Origin of the sequence: Actinomyces sp. oral taxon 169, assembly GCF_013394715.1 — a bacterium.
In the GTDB taxonomy this organism is placed as follows: Bacteria; Actinomycetota; Actinomycetes; order Actinomycetales; family Actinomycetaceae; genus Actinomyces.
On record NZ_CP058259.1, the window covers coordinates 257,299 to 277,570 of the forward strand.

The 20,272-nt window shown below is 69.3% G+C and carries 17 protein-coding genes and 1 tRNA gene; 4 read left to right on the top strand and 14 right to left on the bottom strand.

The genetic code is table 11. The features are described from left to right. The first annotated feature begins 5 nt into the window (after positions 1 to 5). Positions 6 to 1,334, top strand: coding sequence for an alpha-amylase family protein (locus tag HW274_RS01050; RefSeq protein ID WP_075254413.1), 1,329 nt, complete (start codon positions 6 to 8; stop codon positions 1,332 to 1,334). Positions 1,335 to 1,613: 279 nt separating this feature from the next. Then, positions 1,614 to 2,126: a VOC family protein gene (locus tag HW274_RS01055; protein ID WP_075254412.1), complete on the top strand. Its 513-nt coding sequence runs from the start codon at positions 1,614 to 1,616 to the stop codon at positions 2,124 to 2,126. Between the two features lie 211 nt (positions 2,127 to 2,337). Here the strand turns inward: HW274_RS01055 and HW274_RS01060 are convergent, their stop codons facing one another. From HW274_RS01060 to HW274_RS01115, 12 genes are all read right to left on the bottom strand, one after another. After that, on the bottom strand, positions 2,338 to 2,838 hold the full coding sequence (locus tag HW274_RS01060; protein ID WP_075254411.1) for an NUDIX domain-containing protein: 501 nt from the start codon (positions 2,836 to 2,838) through the stop codon (positions 2,338 to 2,340). A gap of 252 nt (positions 2,839 to 3,090) precedes the next feature. Next, positions 3,091 to 5,190, bottom strand: coding sequence for a ferrous iron transporter B (locus tag HW274_RS01065; protein WP_075254410.1), 2,100 nt, complete (start codon positions 5,188 to 5,190; stop codon positions 3,091 to 3,093). Next, on the bottom strand, positions 5,187 to 5,564 hold the full coding sequence (locus HW274_RS01070) for a FeoA family protein (protein WP_075254409.1): 378 nt from the start codon (positions 5,562 to 5,564) through the stop codon (positions 5,187 to 5,189). Before HW274_RS01070 ends, HW274_RS01065 begins: the two co-directional genes overlap by 4 nt. A 246-nt stretch (positions 5,565 to 5,810) precedes the next feature. Beyond that, a complete protein-coding gene (locus HW274_RS01075; protein WP_075254408.1) occupies positions 5,811 to 6,347 on the bottom strand; it encodes a NifU family protein in 537 nt (178 codons plus the stop codon). Positions 6,348 to 6,429: 82 nt separating this feature from the next. Then, positions 6,430 to 8,559 carry a ferrous iron transporter B gene (locus HW274_RS01080; RefSeq protein WP_185989013.1) on the bottom strand — a complete coding sequence of 710 codons (2,130 nt, stop codon included), beginning with the start codon at positions 8,557 to 8,559 and terminating at the stop codon, positions 6,430 to 6,432. Beyond that, a complete protein-coding gene (locus HW274_RS01085; RefSeq protein ID WP_185989014.1) occupies positions 8,556 to 8,951 on the bottom strand; it encodes a FeoA family protein in 396 nt (131 codons plus the stop codon). Before HW274_RS01085 ends, HW274_RS01080 begins: the two co-directional genes overlap by 4 nt. A gap of 404 nt (positions 8,952 to 9,355) precedes the next feature. Continuing rightward, entirely contained in the window at positions 9,356 to 9,556 is a 201-nt protein-coding gene (locus HW274_RS01090; protein WP_075254405.1) for a PspC domain-containing protein, read from the bottom strand. Between the two features lie 338 nt (positions 9,557 to 9,894). Continuing rightward, entirely contained in the window at positions 9,895 to 10,650 is a 756-nt protein-coding gene (locus tag HW274_RS01095) for a type 1 glutamine amidotransferase (protein ID WP_185989015.1), read from the bottom strand. After that, positions 10,647 to 11,957 (bottom strand): Mur ligase family protein, encoded by a 1,311-nt coding sequence (locus tag HW274_RS01100; protein WP_070659314.1) that lies wholly within the window; start codon positions 11,955 to 11,957, stop codon positions 10,647 to 10,649. The genes HW274_RS01095 and HW274_RS01100 overlap by 4 nt, the downstream gene beginning before the upstream one ends. A gap of 192 nt (positions 11,958 to 12,149) precedes the next feature. Next, on the bottom strand, positions 12,150 to 13,775 hold the full coding sequence (locus HW274_RS01105) for a diacylglycerol kinase family protein (protein WP_075254403.1): 1,626 nt from the start codon (positions 13,773 to 13,775) through the stop codon (positions 12,150 to 12,152). Positions 13,776 to 13,924: 149 nt separating this feature from the next. Then, positions 13,925 to 14,386, bottom strand: a complete 462-nt coding sequence (locus HW274_RS01110; RefSeq protein WP_075254402.1) for a hypothetical protein — start codon at positions 14,384 to 14,386, stop codon at positions 13,925 to 13,927. Between the two features lie 364 nt (positions 14,387 to 14,750). Further along, positions 14,751 to 14,824: transfer RNA gene (locus HW274_RS01115), tRNA-Pro, on the bottom strand. A 279-nt stretch (positions 14,825 to 15,103) separates the two neighbouring features. Between HW274_RS01115 and HW274_RS01120 the strand changes: the two genes are divergently transcribed. Next, on the top strand, positions 15,104 to 15,652 hold the full coding sequence (locus tag HW274_RS01120) for an O-acetyl-ADP-ribose deacetylase (protein ID WP_075254401.1): 549 nt from the start codon (positions 15,104 to 15,106) through the stop codon (positions 15,650 to 15,652). Positions 15,653 to 15,883: 231 nt separating this feature from the next. Then, positions 15,884 to 16,789, top strand: coding sequence for an SDR family oxidoreductase (locus HW274_RS01125; protein WP_075254400.1), 906 nt, complete (start codon positions 15,884 to 15,886; stop codon positions 16,787 to 16,789). Between the two features lie 223 nt (positions 16,790 to 17,012). Here the strand turns inward: HW274_RS01125 and HW274_RS01130 are convergent, their stop codons facing one another. Together HW274_RS01130 and HW274_RS01135 are read right to left on the bottom strand one after the other, a co-directional pair. Beyond that, a complete protein-coding gene (locus HW274_RS01130; protein WP_075254399.1) occupies positions 17,013 to 17,999 on the bottom strand; it encodes a metallophosphoesterase in 987 nt (328 codons plus the stop codon). A 51-nt stretch (positions 18,000 to 18,050) separates the two neighbouring features. Further along, positions 18,051 to 20,126 carry a transglycosylase domain-containing protein gene (locus HW274_RS01135; RefSeq protein ID WP_075254398.1) on the bottom strand — a complete coding sequence of 692 codons (2,076 nt, stop codon included), beginning with the start codon at positions 20,124 to 20,126 and terminating at the stop codon, positions 18,051 to 18,053. Positions 20,127 to 20,272: the final 146 nt, after the last annotated feature.

Consider the following 20,272-nt stretch of genomic DNA (forward strand, 5'->3'; position numbering starts at 1 on the left):
GGCACATGATTAGTGAGTCGCCTGGAATAAGCCGTCCCGCAACCCCCGCCTGGATCGACCACGCCATCTGGTGGCAGGTCTACCCCCTCGGCGCCACCGGCGCCCCCATCCGCCCCGAACCGGGAACGCCGTTGACTGAGCCCGGCGCCCCCGCGCGCTTGGACCGCCTGGAGCCCTGGCTCGACTACGCCGTCGAGCTCGGCGCCAACGGCCTGTCGCTCGGGCCGATCTTCGCCTCCTCCACTCACGGCTACGACACCACCGACCACCTGCACATCGACCCCCGCCTGGGTGACGACGCCGCCTTCGATCGTCTCGCCGAGGCCTGCCGCACCCGGGGCCTGGCCCTCATGCTCGACGGCGTCCTCGGGCACGTCGGCACTGAGCACCCCCTCTTCCGGGCCGCCCGCGCCGGGGGAGAGGAGCGCAGCCTCTTCCGCTTCGATGACGCCACCAGTGGGGGCAGCGCCGTCGGGAACGATGCCGGGCAGGCCGGCCCCGGCTACGCCACCTTCGAGGGGCACGAGTCCCTGGCCGCCCTCAATCACGACTCCGCCGAGGTGCGCGACCTGGCCGTGCGGGTGCTCACCCACTGGCTCGACCGCGGTGCGAGCGCCTGGCGCCTGGACGCCGCCTACGCCGTCGACCCCGCCTTCTGGGCGAGCGTCCTGCCCGCCGTGCGCGAGCGCCACCCCGACGCCTGGTTCATGGGCGAGGTCATCCACGGCGACTACGCCGGCTTCGTGGAGGCCTCCACCGTGGACACCGTCACCCAGTACGAGCTGTGGAAGGCCACCTGGAGCTCGCTGGCCGACGTCAACTTCTACGAGCTCGACTGGTGCCTCAAGCGCCACAACGAGCTGCTGGACCGGTTCGTCCCGGCCACCTTCGTCGGCAACCACGATGTCACCCGCATCGCCAGCAAGGTCGGGGCCGGCGGGGCGGCGCTCGCCGTAGTCCTGCTCATGACCGTGGGTGGCGTGCCCAGCGTCTACTACGGGGACGAGCAGGCCTTCCGTGGGGTGAAGACCGAGACCCTCGGCGGCGACGACGAGGTCCGCCCCGCCCTGCCGGCCACGCCATCCGGGCTCGCGCCGCAGGGGGCTTGGATGCTGCGGCTCCATCAGGACCTCATCGGGCTGCGGCGCCGCCACCCCTGGCTCGTGCGCGCCTGCACCGAGGTCACCGAGCTGGACAACCCGCGACTGTCCTACGACGCCGTCGGCCAGGAGGGCCAGCGGCTGCACGTGAGTCTGGCCCTGGAGCCGGCACCCCGTGCCGAGGTGCGTGCGCCAGGAGAGGAGCCGCTCGTCGTCGAGCCGCCCGCGGAGTGAGGGGGCGCGCGCTGGCGGGGGTGGCCGTGCCGGCGTCCTAGCCAGTCGAGGTGCAGACAGCCCCTCGCACTGACGGGGACATTCGACGCCGTCGGGGACACTTTGCTGCCGACGGGTGCCATCGACGCGTACGGGGACAGGAATCCCGTCCCGTACGCGCAGGTTGTCCCCGGCCGGAAGAGACGGCACCCCGCCTCGCAGAATGTCCACGGCCGCGGGGCCAACAGCAACGCGGATCACCTTGACCCTCACGTAGCGTGAGGGATGAGGCTGCCCCACATGAGTACCTTCAACGCATTCGAGATGAGCCCTGTGCCCGCGCCCAGCGAGGACGCCCAACCGCCCGAGCCCTTCCACGGCATCTACGGTATGCCGATGTTCGTCACCGTCCCGACGTCGGACCTGGACGCCTCGGTCGACTTCTGGACCGAGGCGCTGGGCTTCTTCACTCTGTTCAGCATTCCCGGCCAGCTGGTGCACCTGCGCCGCTGGGCCTTCCAGGACGTCCTCCTGGTGCCGACGCCGCAGGCGCCCGCCCCTGCCGACGGCCCCTCGATGAGCGTCAGCTTCTCCTGCGTCCTGTCCCAGATCGACGAGATCGCCGCGGCCTGCGAGCAGCGCCGGCCGGGCAGCGTCACCGGACCGCGCATCACCCCGTGGAACTCCCGAGAGGTCGAGGTCGTCACCCCCGAGGGTGTGCGCGTCATCCTCACCGCCGCCAGGCCCTTGGATCCGAACAGCGCGCAGGCCGAGGGCCTCCGGCGCATCGGCATCGAGGCTCCCGAGGCCTGACCGCAACTGCCGTACCCCTCGTACGGCCGGGGGCATACCGTCACGGCCGGGGGCATTCGACGCCGTCGGGGACAGCAATCCTGTTCCCGTACGCGCACACTGTCCCCGGCCGGAAGAGACGGCACCCCGCCGCGCGGAATGTCCTCGTCGGCGTCCCCGGATGTCCCGGATATCCCCGTCGGCGTACCCGGCCGAGCGAAGGCAGCCGGTCTCAGGGCGCCGGGTGGAAACGTGCGCCCGACGTCGGGTCGGCCAGCCAGGCCAGGGCCGCCTCAATGCGTCCGGGGGTCGAGCTCAGCAGCGGCTCGGGCAGTGCATCCGGCGCGAACCAGCCCACCTGTGTGGACTCGTCGTCGGCCACGTGGGCGCGATCCGCGCTGCCGGGCCTCGCCCGCCCCACGAAGTTGATGTCCATGAACACGCAGTTGTCCCCGTTGGGGAAGGCGAAGGGTTCGCCCGCGGTTACGCCCGTGAGCGCCAGCACCTCCACGTCCACGCCGGTCTCCTCCAGGCACTCGCGCCGGATCGCCACCGCGGGCTGCTCGCCGGGCTCGGGGATGCCGGAGACCACCGCCCAGCGCCCGTTGTCGGCGCGCCGCCCAAGCAGGAGCCGGCCGGCCTCGTCGACGACGACGATGCTCACCCCCGGTAGCCACAGCATGTCGTGCCCGATCTTCTGTCGCAGGGAGACGATGAACTCCGGAGTCGCCATGCCGCGAGCCTAGACGATCACCCGCTGAGCGGGTGGAGTGGGAGGCGACCGCGAGGGCTGGCGGCTGCCAAGTGCCGGCACTCGCCTAACACTTCGACCGAATCTTCAAAACAGACCCGGAGCCGCGTCGTTTATGAAGATTCGGTCGAAGTGTGGGGAGAGAGAGGTGGTGTGTGGGTAGGGGGTGTGCAGGGGCGAGGGGTGCGTGGAGGGCGGCGGGCGCACCCCGTGCAGGCACGCCCCGCACCCCGCCTATAAGAGCATGGCGACGATGACCCTCGTGAGGGCCGCCATGACCCACGCCGTGACGAACATGTAGGTGTAGGCAATGGCCGGCCACTTCCAGGTGCCGGTCTCCCGGCGCATTGCCGCAGCCGTGGCCATGCACTGCAGGGCGTAAACGAAGAACACCAGGATCGCCGCGATCGTGGCCGGGTTGAACAGCTGGTCGCCGGCCTTGTTGGTGAGCGTGTCCTTCTGGTACGTCATGGTGGCCAGGTGCGCGCTGGGTTCCTCGGGGTCCTCGGCGGCGGCGATCTGGCCGAGGGTGGCCACGAAGGTCTCGCGCGCCGCCAGCGAGGACAGGATCGCCACGTTGACGCGCCACTCGAAGCCCAGGGGCTCGAAGACCGGCTGCACCGTCTTGCCGATGGCGGCCGCCCATGAGTTGTCCATCGTGTAGGAGGTCTTCTGCGCATCCAGCAGCTTGCCGAGCTCCTCGGGGTCGGTGATGACCTGTCCGTCATCGTCCTTGATGGTCGACGACGCCGGGTCCTCCACCGCCGCGGACACGGCCGCGCACTCGGCGCTGGCGGAGCAGTGGGCGTTGAACTGCTCGTCGGAGCGCATCGGCACGTTGAGCAGCACCCACAGGATGAGCGTGGTCAGGGCGATGACGGTCCCGGCCTTCTTCACGAAGCCCTTGCAGGCGTCCCACACCATGATGAGGACGGTGCGCGGCCGCGGCAGCCGGTAGGGCGGCATCTCCATGTAGAAGGGCAGCAGCACCCCGCCGCGGTCAGTGAGGCGCTTGACCACCCAGGCGGCCGTCATCGCTGAGACCGCCCCCAGCAGGTAGAGGGCGAACATGACGGTGCCGCGCGCGCTCAGCGGCCCGATCTTCGCGTCGGAGGGCACCATGATGGAGGTGAGCAGGACGTAGACGGGCAACCGCGCCGAGCAGGTCATGAGCGGGGCGGCCAGCATCGTGGCCACCCGGTCCTTGGCGCTGGGCAGCGTGCGAGTCGCCATGATCCCGGGGATCGCACAGGCGAAGGACGACAGCAGGGCCACGAAGGCCCGCCCCTCCAGTCCGGCCCGGCTCATGATCCGGTCCATGAGGAAGGCGGCACGCGACATGTACCCCACGCCTTCGAGGAAGGCGATGATGAGGAACATGATGATGATCTGGGGGACGAAGGTGAGCACCGAGCCCACACCCCCGATAAGACCGTCCCCCAGGAGCCCGGCCAGCAGCGGGTGGGACTCGTCGAGCCAGCCGTGCACCAGCTGCCCCAGGGCCCCGAAGCCTCCTTCGACGGCGTCCTGGAAGGGGGCCGCCCAGGTGAAGATCGCCTGGAAGAAGACGTACATGATGGCGAAGAACACCAGGGACCCCAGGACGGGGTTGAGCAGGACCTTATCGACGGCGGTCGTGATGCGGTCCTGCTGAGGCGCCTGGTAGTCGGCGGCCTCCAGGATGGAGTCGGCCCAGGAGGCCACCTCGGTGGGCTCCGTCGGTGCGGGCAGCGGCGGGCGCTGCCAGGAGGGGATGTCGGTGAGGTGCTCGCGCAGCTCGGGGATTCCGATGCCGCGGTTGCCGACCACCCGCACGGCCGGGATCCCCAGGGCCTGCCCGAGGGCCGCCACGTCCAGGCGCCCGGCGCGCCGCGTGAGCTCGTCGGTCATGGTGACCACCAGGCAGGTGGGAAGCTCCAGGGCGAGGGCCTCGGCGACGAAGTTCAGCCCTCGCCGGAGCGTCGTGGCGTCGACGACGACCACGAGGGCGTCGGGCACGGTGATGCTCTGTGAGGCGTCGGTGAGGACGTCACGCACCACCTGCTCGTCGGGGCTGATCGGGTTCAGGGAGTAGGCGCCCGGCAGGTCCTCGATGGTCAGGCTGGTCTCGCCGATCCGGCAGGTCCCCAGCGACCGTGCCACGGTGACGCCGGGGTAGTTGCCGGTCTTGGCGTGCAGACCGGTCAGGGCGTTGTAGATGGAGGTCTTGCCTGCGTTGGGGGCCCCGGCCAGAGCGACCCTCAGGGCGCCGGCCACCAGGGTCTTGGAGCTGGAGGACCCGCAGTGACAGTCGGGAGCGCCGGGGACCTCGGAGGCTGCGCAGTGGTCACTCATGGGTGCTGCTCCTCACGCTCGGTGGTGCCGGCCCGTTGCCCGGTGAGGGGCTCGACGACGTCGGCCTCGGTGAGGACCTCGACGTGAACCATGTGGGCCTCATGGCGGCGCAGGCACAGCTCGTAGTCGGCGACGCGGTAGACCACCGGGTCGCCCAGCGGAGCGCGGCGCAGCGACGTCACGATCCGGCCGGGCACGAAGCCCAGGTTGCTCAGCCGCTTGGCGATGGGATCGTCGGCCGTGTCCTCCTGTAGCCCGATGACCCGGGCATTGGTCCCCAGACGCAGATCGGACAAGGATGTGTGCGTCGACGGCGGGGCGGCTCCGGTGCCGGCCGGCGTCGTTGTGCTGTGATGTGAGACTGCAGTCGCCATGTTGCTCTCGGAGCTCCTCGGATCCTAAGTCTGTGATTGGTCATGATGCGGGAGTACACATCGACCATGACATTCTAAGGTGAGGCTTAACTATCGTCACGACTTTGGGACGGCACCGACACAGATCAGGGGTGGGCCCACGTCTCGCAACGCGTCGAGCCGGGCACTTCTCGCACAGCCGGGCGGAAAACTGGCGGGACTGTGCGAGAAGCGCCCGGCTCGGTGGCGGGCTGCTCGGGGGTGGGTCTACTCGTCGATCCGGCGGACCTCGACCAGCCAGGGGCAGCGGCGCCGCAGCAGGTGCTCGAAGCGCGCGTGCATCGTGATCTCCGCGGCCGGGCAGTGGTCGCAGGCGCCCTCCATGGCGATCTCGACGACGCCGTCGTGCACCGAGTGCACCACGAGCGCGCCCCCGTGGCTGTTGACGAAGGTCCCCAGGGAACCGTCGGCGATCTGCCGGGCGGCGGCCTCCAGCGCGTCGTCGGGACCGGAGGCGTGGGCGGTGGCGGCGCCCTTCCACGACTTCGGGGCGCCCAGGGCGTCTACCAGCGCGGATCGCACGCGGGCCCCCTCCGTGCGCCAGTCGTGGCCGGTGCCCAGAAGGGTGAGCACCCCGCCGCCGTCGACCCTCACTGAGCGCAGGGTTCCGTCATCCAGGAGCTGCTGGAGAAGCGCCGGGGCGTGGGCGACCTCCCCGGAGAAGGCCAGCAGGCCGTCGGGAATGACCCACCGCAGCACGTCCGGGTCCGGCGTGGTTGTCGGGTGCGTGGGAACGACGGGCACGGCTGCCTCACTCCTCCTGATGTCCGGGGTGCCCCCGCCGTCGCGGGGGCACCGTCCTGGTCACTGCTTCGTTGTGCTCCAGCTACATGAACGCTGCCACGAGTGCGCGGCTGAGGGCCGCCATGACCCAGGCCATGACGAACATGTAGGTGAAGGCGATGATCGGCCACTTCCAGGTGCCGGTCTCGCGGCGCATCGCACCGGCCGTGGCCATGCACTGCAGGGCGTAGACGAAGAACACGAGGATCGCGATGACGGTGGCCGGGTTGAACAGCTGGTCGCCGGCCTTGTTGGTCAGGGTGTCCTTCTGGTAGGTCATCGTGGCCAGGTGGGCGCCGGGGTCCTCGGGGTCCTCGGCGGCGGCGATCTGGCCGAGGGTGGCCACGAAGGTCTCACGGGCCGCCAGTGAGGACAGGGTGGCGACGTTGATGCGCCAGTCGAAGCCCAGGGGCTCGAAGACCGGCTGGACCGCCTTGCCCCCCTTGGCCGCCCAGGAGTTGTCCATCGTGTAGGAGGTCTTCTGGGCATCCAGCAGCTTGCCGAGCTCCTCGGCGTCGGTGATGACCTGCCCGTCATCGCCCTTGACGGTGGACGACTCTGGCTTCTCCACGGCCGCCGCGATGGCGGCGCACTGCTTGTCGGAGGCGCAGAAGGCCTCGAACTGGGCGTCCGAGCGCATGGGGACGTTGAGCAGCACCCACAGGATGACGGTGGTCATGGTGATGATCGTGCCGGCCTTCTTCAAGAAGCCCTTGCAGGCGTCCCACACCATGATGAGGACGGTGCGCAGGCGGGGCATGCGGTAGGGCGGCATCTCCATGTAGAAGGGCAGCAGCACCCCGCCGCGGTCGGTGAGCTGCTTGACCACCCAGGCGGCCGCCATCGCGGAGACCGCGCCCAACAGGTAGAGGGCGAACATGACCACGCCGCGTGTCCCGAAGGGGCCGACCTTGGCGTCGCCGTCGACCGTCAAGGAGATCATGATGACGTAGACGGGCAGACGGGCCGAGCAGGTCATGAGGGGGGCGGCCAGCATTGTGGCCACCCGGTCCTTCGTGGAGGGCAGTGTGCGAGTCGCCATGATCCCGGGGATAGCGCAGGCCAGTGAGGACAGTAGCGCCACGAAGGCCCGCCCCTCCAGCCCGGCGATACTCATGACCTTGTCCATGAGGAAGGCGGCGCGCGACATGTACCCCACGCCCTCCAGGACGGCGATGATGAGGAACATGATGATGATCTGGGGGATGAAGGTGAGCACCGATCCCACGCCCCCGATGAGGCCGTCGCCCAGGAGTCCGGCGATGAGCGGATGGGACTCGTCGAGCCAGCCGTGCACCAGCTGCCCCAGGTACCCGAAGCCTCCTTCGACGGCGTCCTGGAAGGGAGCCGCCCAGGTGAAGATCGCCTGGAAGAAGAGGAACATGATCGTGAAGAACACGATGGTGCCGGGGACGGGGCGCAGCAGGACCTTGTCGACCGCGGAGGTGATCTGGTCGTTCTGGGGCGCCTGGTAGTCCGCCGCGGCCAGCACCGAGTCGGCCCAGGAGGTGATCTCGTCGGGGTCGGTGGGCGGCGGCAGCGGGGTGCGCTGCCAGTTCTCGACCTGGGCGAGCTGGGCGCGCAGGTCGGGCATGCCGACGCCGCGGTGCCCGATGACTCGCACGGCCGGGATCCCCAGGGCCTGCCCGAGGGCCGCAACGTTGAGCCGGCCCGTGCGGCGGCTGAGCTCGTCGGTCATGGTGACCACCAGGCAGGTGGGCAGCCCCAGGGCGAGGGCCTCAGCGATGAAGTTCATGCCGCGCTGCAGGGTCGTGGCGTCGACGACGATGACCAGGGCGTCCGGGGCGCTGACCGTGGTCGAGGTCCCGGTGAGGACGTCGTGGACGATCTGCTCGTCGGGGCTGATCGGGTCCAGGGAGTAGGCGCCCGGCAGGTCCTCGATGGTCAGGGTCTTGCCGCCGACCTTGCAGGTTCCCATCGATCGCTGGACGGTGACGCCGGGGTAGTTGCCGGTCTTGGCGTGCAGGCCGGTCAGGGCGTTGTAGATGGAGGTCTTGCCGGCGTTGGGGGCGCCGGCCAGGGCAATGCGGGGAGCGCCGGCCACCAGGGTCTTGGAGCTTCCTGAGCCGCAGTGGCAGTCGGCGCCGTCATAGGGCTGCTCGCAGTGCTGCGACTGCCCGGTGGCGTGCCGCGTGGTGTCGTGGGTGCTCACAGAGTCTCTCCCGTGTTCGGTGCTTCGGGGTCGTCGGCCGCGTGCCGTCCGGCAGGCCGGGGTTGGAGGATGATGCGGTTCTCGGCCTCCACAGTGGTGACATGGATGAGCCTGGCCTCCTGGCGGCGCAGGCACAGCTCATAGTCGGAGACGCGGTAGACCACCGGGTCCCCCATCGGGGCACGGCGCAGCGGCGTGGCGATCCGGCCGGGGACGAAGCCCAGGTTGCGCAGGCGCTTGACCAGGACGCCGCCGACGCCGTCGTCGGCCAGGCCGGTGATACGTCCGCTGGTGCCGGGGCTCAGGTCCGATAGTGCGAAGGTGGCTGCACCCGGTTCGGGAAGGTATGAGGTGCCTTCGGTGGCACGGTGTCGTGGAACAGCAAAATCCATGGTGTCCTCAGATCGACATGAAGAGGGCTTCGTCGATATGAGTCTAAGGCAATGCTTCTCAACCTCGCAGCAGGTCAGGAGGCCTTCTGCTGTGTTGAGACGCATCTGCGCGGAGAGGTGGTGGGAAGGGGATCCGATTCCTTAGTGAAACCTGGGAGTGGAAACTAAGGTTGCCCTGAGCTGAGTGGGGCTCGGCGGCGGGGTCATCCCATAAAAAATATGCTGAGACCACTTCCTGCCTCCGAAGATAGATATTCTTGCGGAAGCAGGAAGTGGTTGGTCGATAAGATGTCGGGATGGTTGGTTGGGGATATTTCTACCTGAAGTCGAGAGCTGTTTCCCTGCGCTCTGCGGCCTCGGGAATCATTGAGTGGGGTCGAGGTTTCCGGTGAGGTGAGGGCGGGTCAGTGGGCGGAAGGGTCGGGCATGTTCTGGGCGCCCAGGTAGTACACGTAGCCGAGCGGCACCACAAAGAAGAAGAAGGCGGCGCGGACCAGCCAGGCATTGACGTTCCATTTGTTGGCCAGGCCTCCGCAGACGCCGAGCCAGATCTTGTCAGCGGAACGGGCGGGCCAATCGAAACCAGTAGAATTCTGTGCTGTCATGGCGCATATTCTGCAATGCCTGATGCGCCGATGTCACGCCGGGGTCACGGCCTGAATAAATGAGTGTCCAACAGGGGGTGACCGGGTGGTGAATATGTCTGGCGTGGGGCTTGCGCGCACTGAGGGGGCAAGATGCGGGAGGATTTCCTCCCACTTCCATGGGATGAACCTTGGAAAATACTTGATATCCAATAAGAGTGACGTGAATCTCTCCATGAGTCTCTCTTATTTGGTTCGATATCTCTTGTGAAAATAAGGGAGGTGTGACGACGGGCCTGTGTCAGGAGAGCTTCTACTCCCCGGACACAGGCCCGTCGTCACACCTCGGTGCTGAGCGTTCAGCGGGGCCGGTTCATGGCCACGGCTCGGGCACGCTCGGCCCAGGAGTCGTCGAGCGGCTCGGGCTCCCAAGTGGCGCCGGCGTGCTCGGCGGCGCGGGCCAGCAGCCAGTCGGCCACGGTCGGGTTCTTGGGCAGCAGGGAGCCGTGCAGGTAGGTGCCGATGACGTGGTGGACGCGCCCACCCTCGGTGGAGTCCTTGCCGTTGTTGCCGTCGCCCATCTTCACAGTGCCGAAGGGGCGCGCGCCCGGCCCCAGGGTGGTCAGGCCGGAGTGGTTCTCATAGCCGACGACCGCGCCGAACTCCTCGGTGTCCAGGGTGATGTTGCCGATGAGGCGGGTATCGCCGGCCACCGTATGGGCGTCCATGAGGCCGATACCGGGGATCTCCTGGCCCTTGGCGGTGGTGAAGCCGTGCCCGAAGAGCTGGTAGAGGCCGCAGATCGCCAGCATCGGGACGCCGTCGGCCGCCCACGCCTTGAGGGTGGGGCCGACCTTGACCAGGTCCTCCTTGATGCGGTCCTGACCGGAGTCCTGGCCGCCGCCGCCCACGAGGATGTCGACGTCGCCCGGCAGCTCGTCGCCCGGGTCGTAGGAGAGCAGCTCGACGTCGTAGCCCTGCCACTGGGCGCGCCGCGCCAGCACGAGCGTGTTGCCCCAGTCGCCGTAGATGTTCATGTCCCGCGGGTAGAGCTGGAGCAGGCGCAGGTGCCCGCGGGCGGGGCCGTCAGTGGTGTGCTCGTAGCGCGCGGTCATGACATGACCTCCTCAACGTCCGTCATCTCGCCCAGGATCGATCGCAGGGCCAGCATCGCGGTATAGGTGGTGAAGATCCGCATGGGGCGGTCGGTGTCGGCGGCCACCCGGCGCATGAGGGCCACGGCCCGGCGCAGGTCGGGCTCGACCTCGGCGACCTCGACCTCGTCGTAGCGCAGTCGCAGGGCCATGTCCCAGGCCCGCACCCCGGTGACGACGGCGACCCCGCCGGCGCGCAGGGCCGAGAAGTCCACGTCCCACAGCCAGGACATGTCCCGGCCGTCGGCGTACTCGTCGTTGATGGCCACGACCACCACCTCGCCGTCCTGAGCCTGGGAGGCCGCCGAGAGCAGCCCCATGCGGAAGCCGGCCGGGTTCTTGACCAAGGAGAGCTGGACGGGGCGGCCGTCCAGGGTGAGGACCTCGCCGCGGCCGAAGGCGGCCTGCACGGTGCCCAGGGTGGTCAGCAGTCCGGGCAGGTCGGCGTCCTCGCCCAGCACCTCCAGCACCACCCCGAGGGCGGCGCAGGCGTTGAGCAGATTGTGGACGCCGGGGATGGCGAAGCTGACCTCGTGGGAGACCCCGTCCACGCGCACGGTGGCGCGCTGGCCGTCAATGGCCTCCAGGGTGACGCGCGGGCCGGGGGCCTGGCCGGCCTGACGGGGGCTGACCAGACCGGTGCGCAGGTCGTCGTCGGACAGGAACAGGGAGCGCAGGTCCTCCCCGGCGCCGAAGGAGACGACGCGGGCGCTGACGCCCTCCAGGAAGGCGGGGGCGGCCAGGCGCGGGTCGTCGCCGTTGAGGACGACGACGTCACTGGTGGCCTGGGCGATCGAGTGCAGCAGGGAGGCGGTGTAGTCGATCTCGCCGAAGCGGTCGAGCTGGTCGCGCATGACGTTGAGCAGGAGGCAGGCGCGTGGGCGGACCCGGGCCACGAAGTGCACGGCGTGGGCCTCGTCGAGCTCGAGGACGGCGATGTCGGCGTCCAGGTTGCCGGCGGCGTCGACCTCGGTGAGCAGGGAGGCGAGTACGCCGCGCACGAAGTTCGAGCCGGTCCGGTTGGTGAAGACCTTCAGGCCCTGCTCGCGCAGGAGCTGGACGACCATCTTGGTGGTCGTGGTCTTGCCGTTGGTGCCCGAGACGACGATGACGCCGCGGGGCAGGCGGCCGAGGGTGCGCTCCAGGAAACCGGGGTCGGTGCGCTCCATGACCAGGCCGGGGAAGGCGGTGCCGCCGCTGCCGCCGCCGCGCACGCGGGCGGCCAGGCGCGCTGTGCGGCCGAGGGCGACCGTAAGACGAGAACGCATGGAACTCCTGCTGGCTGAAGAGGGGCGCGCCGACGAAGTGATCGGGGCGCGGGTGCCCGTATGGGGGCTGTTGGTACCCAATTGGGCACCAACTGGGCGTCAGTCTAGGGCAGCGGGGCCGGTCACGGATGCGTCACGATGCTCACGTGGCAGGCCCGGTTCGCGGGGGACGGAAGTGCTCGCCGGGGCGGCTCACTGGGGGACGACGACGTGCAGGGCGCCGTCCTCGACCTCGGCTCGCAGGGTGCGGGTGGAGCCGGCCGTGTCGCCGTCGAGCTCGAAGGGGACGGGACGGTCGGCCTCGATGAGGACCTTCCGGGCGCGGGTGAGCGTGAAGCCCTCCATCTCCTGGCCGGTGAGGATCTGCGCCCCCAGGCGGGCCCAGTCCACGACCTTGCCGGGGCTGGCCAGGAGCAGGTCGACCAGACCGTCGGAGGGGGTGGCCCGCGGGAAGAGCGTCATGCCGCCGGTGATGGTGCCGACGTTACCCATGAGGGCCATGACCATCCGACGGTGCACCGGGGGAGCATCGTCGAGGGTGATGGTGGCGGTGAAGGGGTCGGGGACCGCGTTCTGGACGGCGGCCACCGCGTAGGCGCCCGAGCGGATGACCTTCTTCAGGCCCAGGTCGGTGGACTCCATGATCTGGGCGTCCAGGCCCATACCGGCCATGACGACGAAGCGCTCCTGGCCGTCGTCGAAGGCGCAGGTGACCATGTCGATGGCCTGGAGGCGGCCGTGCAGGGCCAGGCGGATGGCGGCGTCGGTGTCCAGGGGGATGGACAGGTTGCGGGCCAGGAGGTTGCCGGTGCCGGCGGGGATGAGGGCCATGGGCATCTCGGTGCCGGCCAGCTCAGAGGAGACGGCGCGCACGGTGCCGTCTCCGCCGGCCACCATGACTAGGTCGACGCCGGCCTCCAGGGCGCGGTGGGCCATGGAGCGGCCGGGGTCGTCGGGGGTGGTCTCCAGCCAGACGGTGGGCAGCCAGCCGGCGGCGCGCACCTCGGCGGCGACCCGACGGCGCAGAAGCGAGAGGTCGTCGAACTTGGTGGGGTTGTAGATGACGGCGGCGCGCTTCTCGCTGCTGGCGCGTGACAGACGGCGATTGACCCAGCTGGTGAGGATCGCGTCGATGCCGCCGACCCGCAGGGCCAGGTTCGCGAAGGCGGCGCCCAGGAGGAAGCCGCCGACGAGGTCGCTGAGCGCGGCCAGGCCCATGTACCACTGGCTGACAGCGGTCACGGCGACGGCCGCGTAGCCCAGGACGGTGCCGGCGGCGACCATGGTGCTGCGGTGGTGGGCGCGCGCGAGAGTCACCAGGACCCAGGAGGCCAGGGTCATCGCCGTGATGTGCGCGTTGGGGTAGGAGTACTCGAAGGCCGCGATGGAGTCGGCGAAGGTGGAGCCCGGGGCGGGGCGGGCCAGGTACAGAGCGATGAGGTACTGCGTGGGGATGCCGGCGGCGGCGATGGCCAGTGAGACGCTCAGGCGGCGCATGCGGGCCGTGTAGGCGTAGGCGACCCCGGCCACGATGAGCCCGAGGATGAGGAAGGGGTGGGTGAGGGTTGCAAAGGCCTCGGCCAGCTGGCCGGCGGCCGACCTCAGCTGGGCGTCGGGGGTCGGCAGGAGGGCATCGATGGCCGGAGAGCGGCGCGTGGCGTCGGGGGCAAGTGGTCCCGGGGCGCTCAGGTAGGTCCATATGAGGAAGGCCAAGGCGAAGCCGATGCACAAGACGGCCTCGACGTACTTCAGGCGTCGTGGGGCTCGGGGGGAGGAGGTGGCGGTGGGGGCAGCGGAGTCGCATGGAGGCTCGGTCACGCGCGCTCGTCCTTTCCCCGGGTGAATTTCCGGGAGCCAGCCTAGCCGGTGCGGCTGTGGGCGGCATATGTCCCGGCTGTGGGTGGCGAAGAGGGCGGGCGGCGTGAGTGCGTCGGCGTCGAGTAACCCGGCCGTCTGGAGCGCCGCGGCTACGCGTTGTGGCCTTGGGTGTCTGAGCGGCCTGTGAGTGCCTGGTGGCCCTCGCACCCCAGGCCGCGGGCGCGGTGGGCCTCGAGCGCCTGGGCGCCAAGGCGCTCACTTCCCAGGACCTCTCCGACGATGCGGACGGCCTCGTCGCCGTCGATCGGTTCGGGCAGGTAGGCCTCGTCCAGTGCGGGAAAGTCCTCCGCCAGCTCAGTGCGGGCACCTTGGCCCAGGGAGGGGATGTCACCCCGGGCCCGGGAGAGCACCCCATTGATGACCCCGTTCAGCGCGAGCCGCCGTCGGCCGGCGATGCCGTGCTCCGCCAGGAAGGCCAGGTAGGGCTCCTCCTGCCGGTACTGGACCGCGAGCGACAGTGTGTGGAGGGCGTCTTGGAGCTCATCGATTCGTTGGGACTGCTCCTCAACCCGGCGATGCAGTTCCTCGAGCTCGGTGCTGGGATCCGGCATACGTGGCCTCCTTCCCGGTGGTTTCCTCACCTCGGGGTAGAGCGTGCGGCCGGTGGCCTCGTCCCGGGCTCCTACTGCACGAGGGTCGGGAGGTACTGGCCGTGGGTTGTGCGTACTGCACGAACCTCCGACCCCCATGCAGTACACCCGAGGTTCGTGCAGTGCGGGCGGTCGGGCGTGACTGTGAAGCGAGCGGCCGCGCGATCGAACACCCGCGACGTGGGCAGGCTCGACGGTTGGGCAAAGGCCCGCGAGTGAACTCGCAGGCCTTCTCATCGTCTCGCCGTCGGGGTGCTTAGGCCTTCGGCCTGTCGACCCCTACGCGTCAGAAGCCTCATGAGCAAGCTCATGGGTCTTCTCATCGTCGGGGTGGCGGGATTTGAACCCACGACCTCTTCGTCCCGAACGAAGCGCGCTACCAAACTGCGCCACACCCCGTGTGCAGCAGGCGACAGCATAGCCTCCACCCACCGTGGGGAGGAAATCGGATCGGCTGAGTCCTCCGTCACGTCGGCGTTCGCTCCCCGTGGGAACCCGGTTGGCCCGAGGTGACCACCGTGCCAGGCTGCTTATGGCCGGCCACCTGCTGGCCCGCGCCTCGGAGCGCCCTGAGCGGCCTGGGCCCCTCGTCGTCGGACCCCAACAGGCCCGAAAGGCGCAAGAACTGACAAGACCCGAGAACACCTGCCGAGCACCCTCTGCAGACAAGGAGCTCCCATGCGCATTGAGGCCGTCGTCGGTGACATCACCACCGAGAAGGTCGACGCCATCGTCAACGCCGCCAACAGCACCCTCCTGGGTGGAAGAGGAGTCGACGGCGCCATCCACCGTGCCGCCGGCCCCCGCCTGCTCGATGCCTGCCAGAAGGTGCGCGACACCGAGCTGCCCGACGGCCTGCCGGTCGGCCGCGCCGTGGCCACCCCCGGCTTCGACCTGCCGGCCGCCTGGGTCATCCACACCGTGGGCCCCAACCTTCACGCCGGTGAGGACGACCCCGCCCTGCTGCGCGCCTGCTTCGACAGCTCCCTGGAGCTCGCCATCCAGCTCGGCTGCACCGGCATCGCCCTGCCGGCCGTCTCCGCGGGAGTCTACGGCTGGCCGATCGCCCGGGTCGCCGAGATCGCCGTGGCGGCGGCCCGCGCCGTCGATCAGGTCTCCCACAGCGATCCCGACGCCGTCGGCAGCCTGGAACTCATCCGCTTCGTCCTGTCCTCGAAAGGCAACCACGAGGCCTTCGCCCGCGAGCTCGCGCGCACCGAGCACTGAGGCGCCGACCTGCCCGGGTCTTGCCTCTGCCATCTCCTCTTTCCCCTCTCACCTCTTCCCTCTCCTCCGCCGAACCGACGGGGACATTCCATCGCGGCCGGGGACCACCCAGGACGGCCAGGGACACCTGACGCGGCGGGGGACCGGAATCCTGTCCCCGGACGCGCGCACTGTCCCCGCCCGGAGGCGACGGCACCCGTCCGCGCGGACCGTCCTCCTACACTCGTCTGAATGACCAGCGACGCTCATCACGGACACCCCTCCACCACTCCGGGCGGCCCCAGCAGCGCCACCGGACCTATCAGCCCGGCCGGCCGCGACCCCCTGCCCTTGGCGGGGCGTACGGTCCTGGTCACGGGAGTCAGCCGCCGCATCGGTATCGGTCACGCCATCGCCTGCCGCGCCGCCGACTACGGGGCGAGCATCGTCGCCCACCACTACCGCCCGCATGACGCCTCCCAGCCCTGGGGCGCCGACGACATCGACGCCGTCATGGACTCCATCCGCACCCACCTGGTCGGACCCGCCCGGCTCATCGACATCCCCGCCGACCTGGCCGTCCCCGGGGAACCGGCCCGCATCGTCGAGCAGGCCGCGGCCGCCGCCGGTCACCTCGACGCCCTCGTGTGCAACCAGGCCATGAGCAGTCCCGACGGGTCGCTCAGCGAGATGACCGAGGCCGTCCTGGACGCCCACTGGGCGGTTGACGCCCGCGCCTCCATCCTCCTGGCGCAGGCCTTCGCCGCCCAGGAGGGCTTCGCCGCCTCCGCCCCCGCCGGTTCCGTGCGCCGCCGCGGGGCCATCGTCTTCCTCACCTCGGGTCAGGGCCTGGGCCCTCTGCCCGGGGAGATCGCCTACGCCGCCGCCAAGGCCGCCATCGCCGGCCTCACCCCGACGATCTCCGAGGAGCTCATCGACGCCGGCATCACTGTCAACACGGTCAACCCCGGCCCCGTCGACACCGGCTATGTCACCGAGGCGGACCGCGAGGCGACCGCCGTCATGTTCCCCCAGGGGCGCTGGGGCGAGCCCGACGACGCCGCCCGCCTCATCGCCTGGCTGCTCACTGATGAGGCCCGCTGGATCACCGGGCAGGTCATCAATTCCGAGGGCGGTTTCGCCCGCTGGCGCCGCTGACTGCCGCGCCCAGGCGCCGGCGTACCTGTGCGCTCTGCATGCCCCGTCCCGCTGCGCCCCGTGACCCCCACACACTTCGACTGAAACTTCATAGAAGACGCGGCTCAGCGTCGATTGTGAAGATTCTGTCGAAGTGTTAGCGGGGCACTGGTCGAAGTGTTGCGTGGGAAGGGTGCTGGGGGGGGAGGTGCGGCTTGGTCGAAGTGTTGCGAGGTGCGCCGTCTCAGGCCGGCAGCAGGCGCAGCAGCGTGGCCTCGGGTCGGCAGGCCAGGCGCACGGGCGTGTAGGGGCTGGTGCCGAGCCCGGCGGAGACGTGCAGGTACATGTGGTCGGCGGCCCGGGGGTCCCCGAGCCGACCCGGCCACTGCGACAGTCCCGAGGCGCGCCCCGGGTCGAGGTCGCAGTTGGTCACCAGTGCCCCCATCCCGGGCACGCACAGCTGCCCGCCGTGGGTGTGCCCGGCCAGCACCAGGTCGACGTCGTCGGCCGACATCGCCTCCAGGACCCGCCGGTAGGGGGCGTGCGTGAGCCCCAGCCGCAGAGCCCGGCCCTCGTGGTCACGGATCGCAGGCAGGGAGGTGGCTGACTCCGCCGAGTCGGCGGCCTCGGGGACGGGCAGGACGTCGCGGTTGGCGTGCGGGTCGTCGACGCCGACCAGCTCGATGCGCCGCCCGCGCACGGTCAGCGAGCCACGCCGGTTGGTCAGGTCCATCCAGCCGCCGGAGGCCTGCAGGTCACGGACCTCCTCCCAGGGCAGGGCCTCGATGTCCTCGTCGCGCACGCGGCTGGAGGCCTTGCGCGGGTCCCGGTGCAGGTAGCGCGTCGGCAGGCGGAAGATGGTGGAGCGGTAGTCGTGGTCGCCCATGACGAAGGCCCCGGGCAGCCCCGTCAGTGGTTCGAGTGCCCGCCGCAGCGGCTCCAGCCCGGATGCCAGGGAGAGGTTGTCGCCGGTGTTGACGACGACGTCGGGCTGCAGCTGCGCCAGCCGGCGCACCCAGGCGACCCGCGCCTCGGTGTGGCCCGTCAGGTGAAGGTCGGCCAGGTGCAGCACCGTGAGGGGCTCCTCGTCGGCGGCGAGCACCGGCACGTCGATGCGCCGCAGCACGGGGCACCTGGCCTCAATGAGGCTGTAGGCCAGCGTGGCCGCCCCCAGGGCAGCGGTGGTGCCGATGACGGTCAGGGCCGCGCGGCCGGCAGGGCAGGGCGTCATGGGGAGTCGGATCCTGTTCTGTGCAGTTGTCGTTCTCGCGGGCAGAGTCGCTCACCCGTGGGAGGGAATGGGCAGGGCAGGATCGTTCGCCACGGCCTGGGTCATGTAGTCACGCCACATCGGCACGGCCAGGTCACTACCGTAAATCTTCGGGAAGTACACCCCTCCGATCGTCCTGCCAACAAGGCTCCTGCCGCTCTCCGTGGCGTCACCGATCCAGACCGCGGTGGACAGCTGCGGGGTGAATCCCACGAACCAGGTGTTCTCAGCCTCCTCCGTGGTTCCGGTCTTGCCCGCGATCGGTCGGCCGAAGACGGCGTCCTTAGCGGTACCTCCTGGTTCGGATGTGGCCCGGAGCGTTTTTGCGGTCTCGTCCGCGGCACCCTGGTCCATGACCTGGGTGCAGTCAGCGCTGGGTACGGCCATCGAGGTGCCGCTGGCGTCCAGGATCTGGTCGATGGCGATGGGCTTGCAGTACTTGCCGCCGGAGGCGAAGGTCGCGTAGGCGTTGGCCATGCTGAGCGGTGGGACGGGTGCGCTTCCCAGGGCGATGGAGGGGTCAGGATCCAACTGGCTCCCGTCCGCCTTGGTGATGCCCATGGAGGCGGCGAGCTTCGTGACCTCACAGACATCGAGGTCCCTGAGCATCTCGGTGAAGCCCGTGTTGATGGACTGCTTCGTGGCTTCTCTGACGGTCATCATGCCGGCGTTGGTTCCGGCGACGTTGTTGACGGGCCAGGGACTGGCCGCACGCTCGGGATCGCAGGAAACTGTGAACGTATTGGGCCCGTAGTTCTTCGGCGCGGACGCGTTCAGCATCTGGTAGGGCGTGTGGCCGGTTTTGAGCCATTCGGCCAGGATGATTGCCTTGAAGGTCGACCCCGGCTGGAAGCCGACGTTTCCGCCGGGGAGCTCGATTCCACCGTGCTTGGCGTCCGCTGCGAAGACGAGCTGGGAGTCCTCGTAATTGGTGTTCTGAGCCAGCGCCTGGATTCGTCCTGTGCCGGGCTCGATCGAGACGATGGTGGAGTTGGCTCCGTCGGAGCCCCCGATCGGAGTTCTGGCCTGAATGACGGAGTCGGCGGCACTCTGACGCTCGAGGTTCAAGGTGGTGGTGATCTTCAGGCCACCGCGCGTCAGGAGCTGACGGCGGGCGGCGACATTGGGTCCGAAGTTCTCCGAGCCGAGGATCTCATTGACCACATAGGTGCAGAAGTAGGCGTAGCTGCCCGCGGCCCCACAACCCGCGGGCGAGTCCTGAATATCGAGCTTGATCTCGGAGTTGACGGCCTCGTCGTACTGCTGCTTGGTAATGAACTTCTCTTCCAGCATCTTGGCCAGCACCCAGTCCCGACGGTTCTTGGCCAGTTCCGGCTGGGACTTGGGGTCGTAGGCGCTGGGTGCGTTGGTGGTTCCGGCCAGCAGGGCGGCCTCGGCCACCGTCAGATCCTTGGCGTGCTTATTGAAGTAGTGCAGCGAGGAGGCCTCCACCCCGTAGGTGGAGGGACTGAAGGCGGCGATGTTGAGGTAGCCCTCGAGGATCTGCTGCTTGGAGTACTTCTGCTCCAAGCTGAGGGCGAACTTCATCTCCCGCAGCTTGCGGGCCACGGTGCTCTCGGTGGCGTCCCGGATGAGCTTGTGGTCGTCGTTCTTCAGGCCGGTCTCGATGAGGGTGTTGCGCACGTACTGCTGGGTCAGCGTGGAGGCGCCCTGACGCGAGCCGCCGGCGTTGTTGGACACCAGGGCTCGCACCATGCCGGTGGGGTCGACGCCCTGGTGCTGGTAGAAGCGCTGGTCCTCGACGGCGACGATCGCGTTCTGCATGTTGACCGAGATCGAGCTCAGGGGCACCACGATGCGGTTCTCCGCGTAGAACTTGGTGATCTCGGAGCCGTCGGACGCCAGGAGGGTGGAGATCTGGCTGGGCGGCTGAACGTTGAAGTCGCTGGGGAGCTCCTCGAAGAGTTCGGCGGATGCCTTGGTCAGCGCTGCCGTGGCGCCCACGAAGGGAGCGGCGAAGCCCGCGGACAGGACCCCGCCGACGCACGAGAGAGTCAGGAAGACCACGAGCATCGAGACGACCTGGGGTGGTGTCAGGGAGCGCCCGCGCGCAGAGGTTTTCGCCATGGCGTCAGCCTACGTGGAATCGCTTGGAGGTTGCAGTGGCGTAGACCCTCTTCGGGCTGGGAAGACCCTTGGAGACCGGTTCGGTGCTCTCCGTCCGGCGGGGTTGCGGGGGATTCGACGACGCGGCGCGCGCTCGGAGACAGGGT

Excerpts from the sequence above, each read along its gene's own strand:
- HW274_RS01050 (WP_075254413.1), top strand. The coding sequence starts at position 6 with ATGATTAGTGAGTCGCCTGGAATAAGCCGTCCCGCAACCCCCGCCTGG.
- HW274_RS01055 (WP_075254412.1), top strand. The coding sequence starts at position 1,614 with ATGAGTACCTTCAACGCATTCGAGATGAGCCCTGTGCCCGCGCCCAGC.
- HW274_RS01060 (WP_075254411.1), bottom strand. The coding sequence starts at position 2,838 with ATGGCGACTCCGGAGTTCATCGTCTCCCTGCGACAGAAGATCGGGCAC.
- HW274_RS01065 (WP_075254410.1), bottom strand. The coding sequence starts at position 5,190 with ATGAGTGACCACTGCGCAGCCTCCGAGGTCCCCGGCGCTCCCGACTGT.
- HW274_RS01070 (WP_075254409.1), bottom strand. The coding sequence starts at position 5,564 with ATGGCGACTGCAGTCTCACATCACAGCACAACGACGCCGGCCGGCACC.
- HW274_RS01085 (WP_185989014.1), bottom strand. The coding sequence starts at position 8,951 with ATGGATTTTGCTGTTCCACGACACCGTGCCACCGAAGGCACCTCATAC.
- HW274_RS01090 (WP_075254405.1), bottom strand. The coding sequence starts at position 9,556 with ATGACAGCACAGAATTCTACTGGTTTCGATTGGCCCGCCCGTTCCGCT.
- HW274_RS01095 (WP_185989015.1), bottom strand. The coding sequence starts at position 10,650 with ATGACCGCGCGCTACGAGCACACCACTGACGGCCCCGCCCGCGGGCAC.
- HW274_RS01100 (WP_070659314.1), bottom strand. The coding sequence starts at position 11,957 with ATGCGTTCTCGTCTTACGGTCGCCCTCGGCCGCACAGCGCGCCTGGCC.
- HW274_RS01110 (WP_075254402.1), bottom strand. The coding sequence starts at position 14,386 with ATGCCGGATCCCAGCACCGAGCTCGAGGAACTGCATCGCCGGGTTGAG.
- HW274_RS01120 (WP_075254401.1), top strand. The coding sequence starts at position 15,104 with ATGCGCATTGAGGCCGTCGTCGGTGACATCACCACCGAGAAGGTCGAC.
- HW274_RS01125 (WP_075254400.1), top strand. The coding sequence starts at position 15,884 with ATGACCAGCGACGCTCATCACGGACACCCCTCCACCACTCCGGGCGGC.
- HW274_RS01130 (WP_075254399.1), bottom strand. The coding sequence starts at position 17,999 with ATGACGCCCTGCCCTGCCGGCCGCGCGGCCCTGACCGTCATCGGCACC.
- HW274_RS01135 (WP_075254398.1), bottom strand. The coding sequence starts at position 20,126 with ATGGCGAAAACCTCTGCGCGCGGGCGCTCCCTGACACCACCCCAGGTC.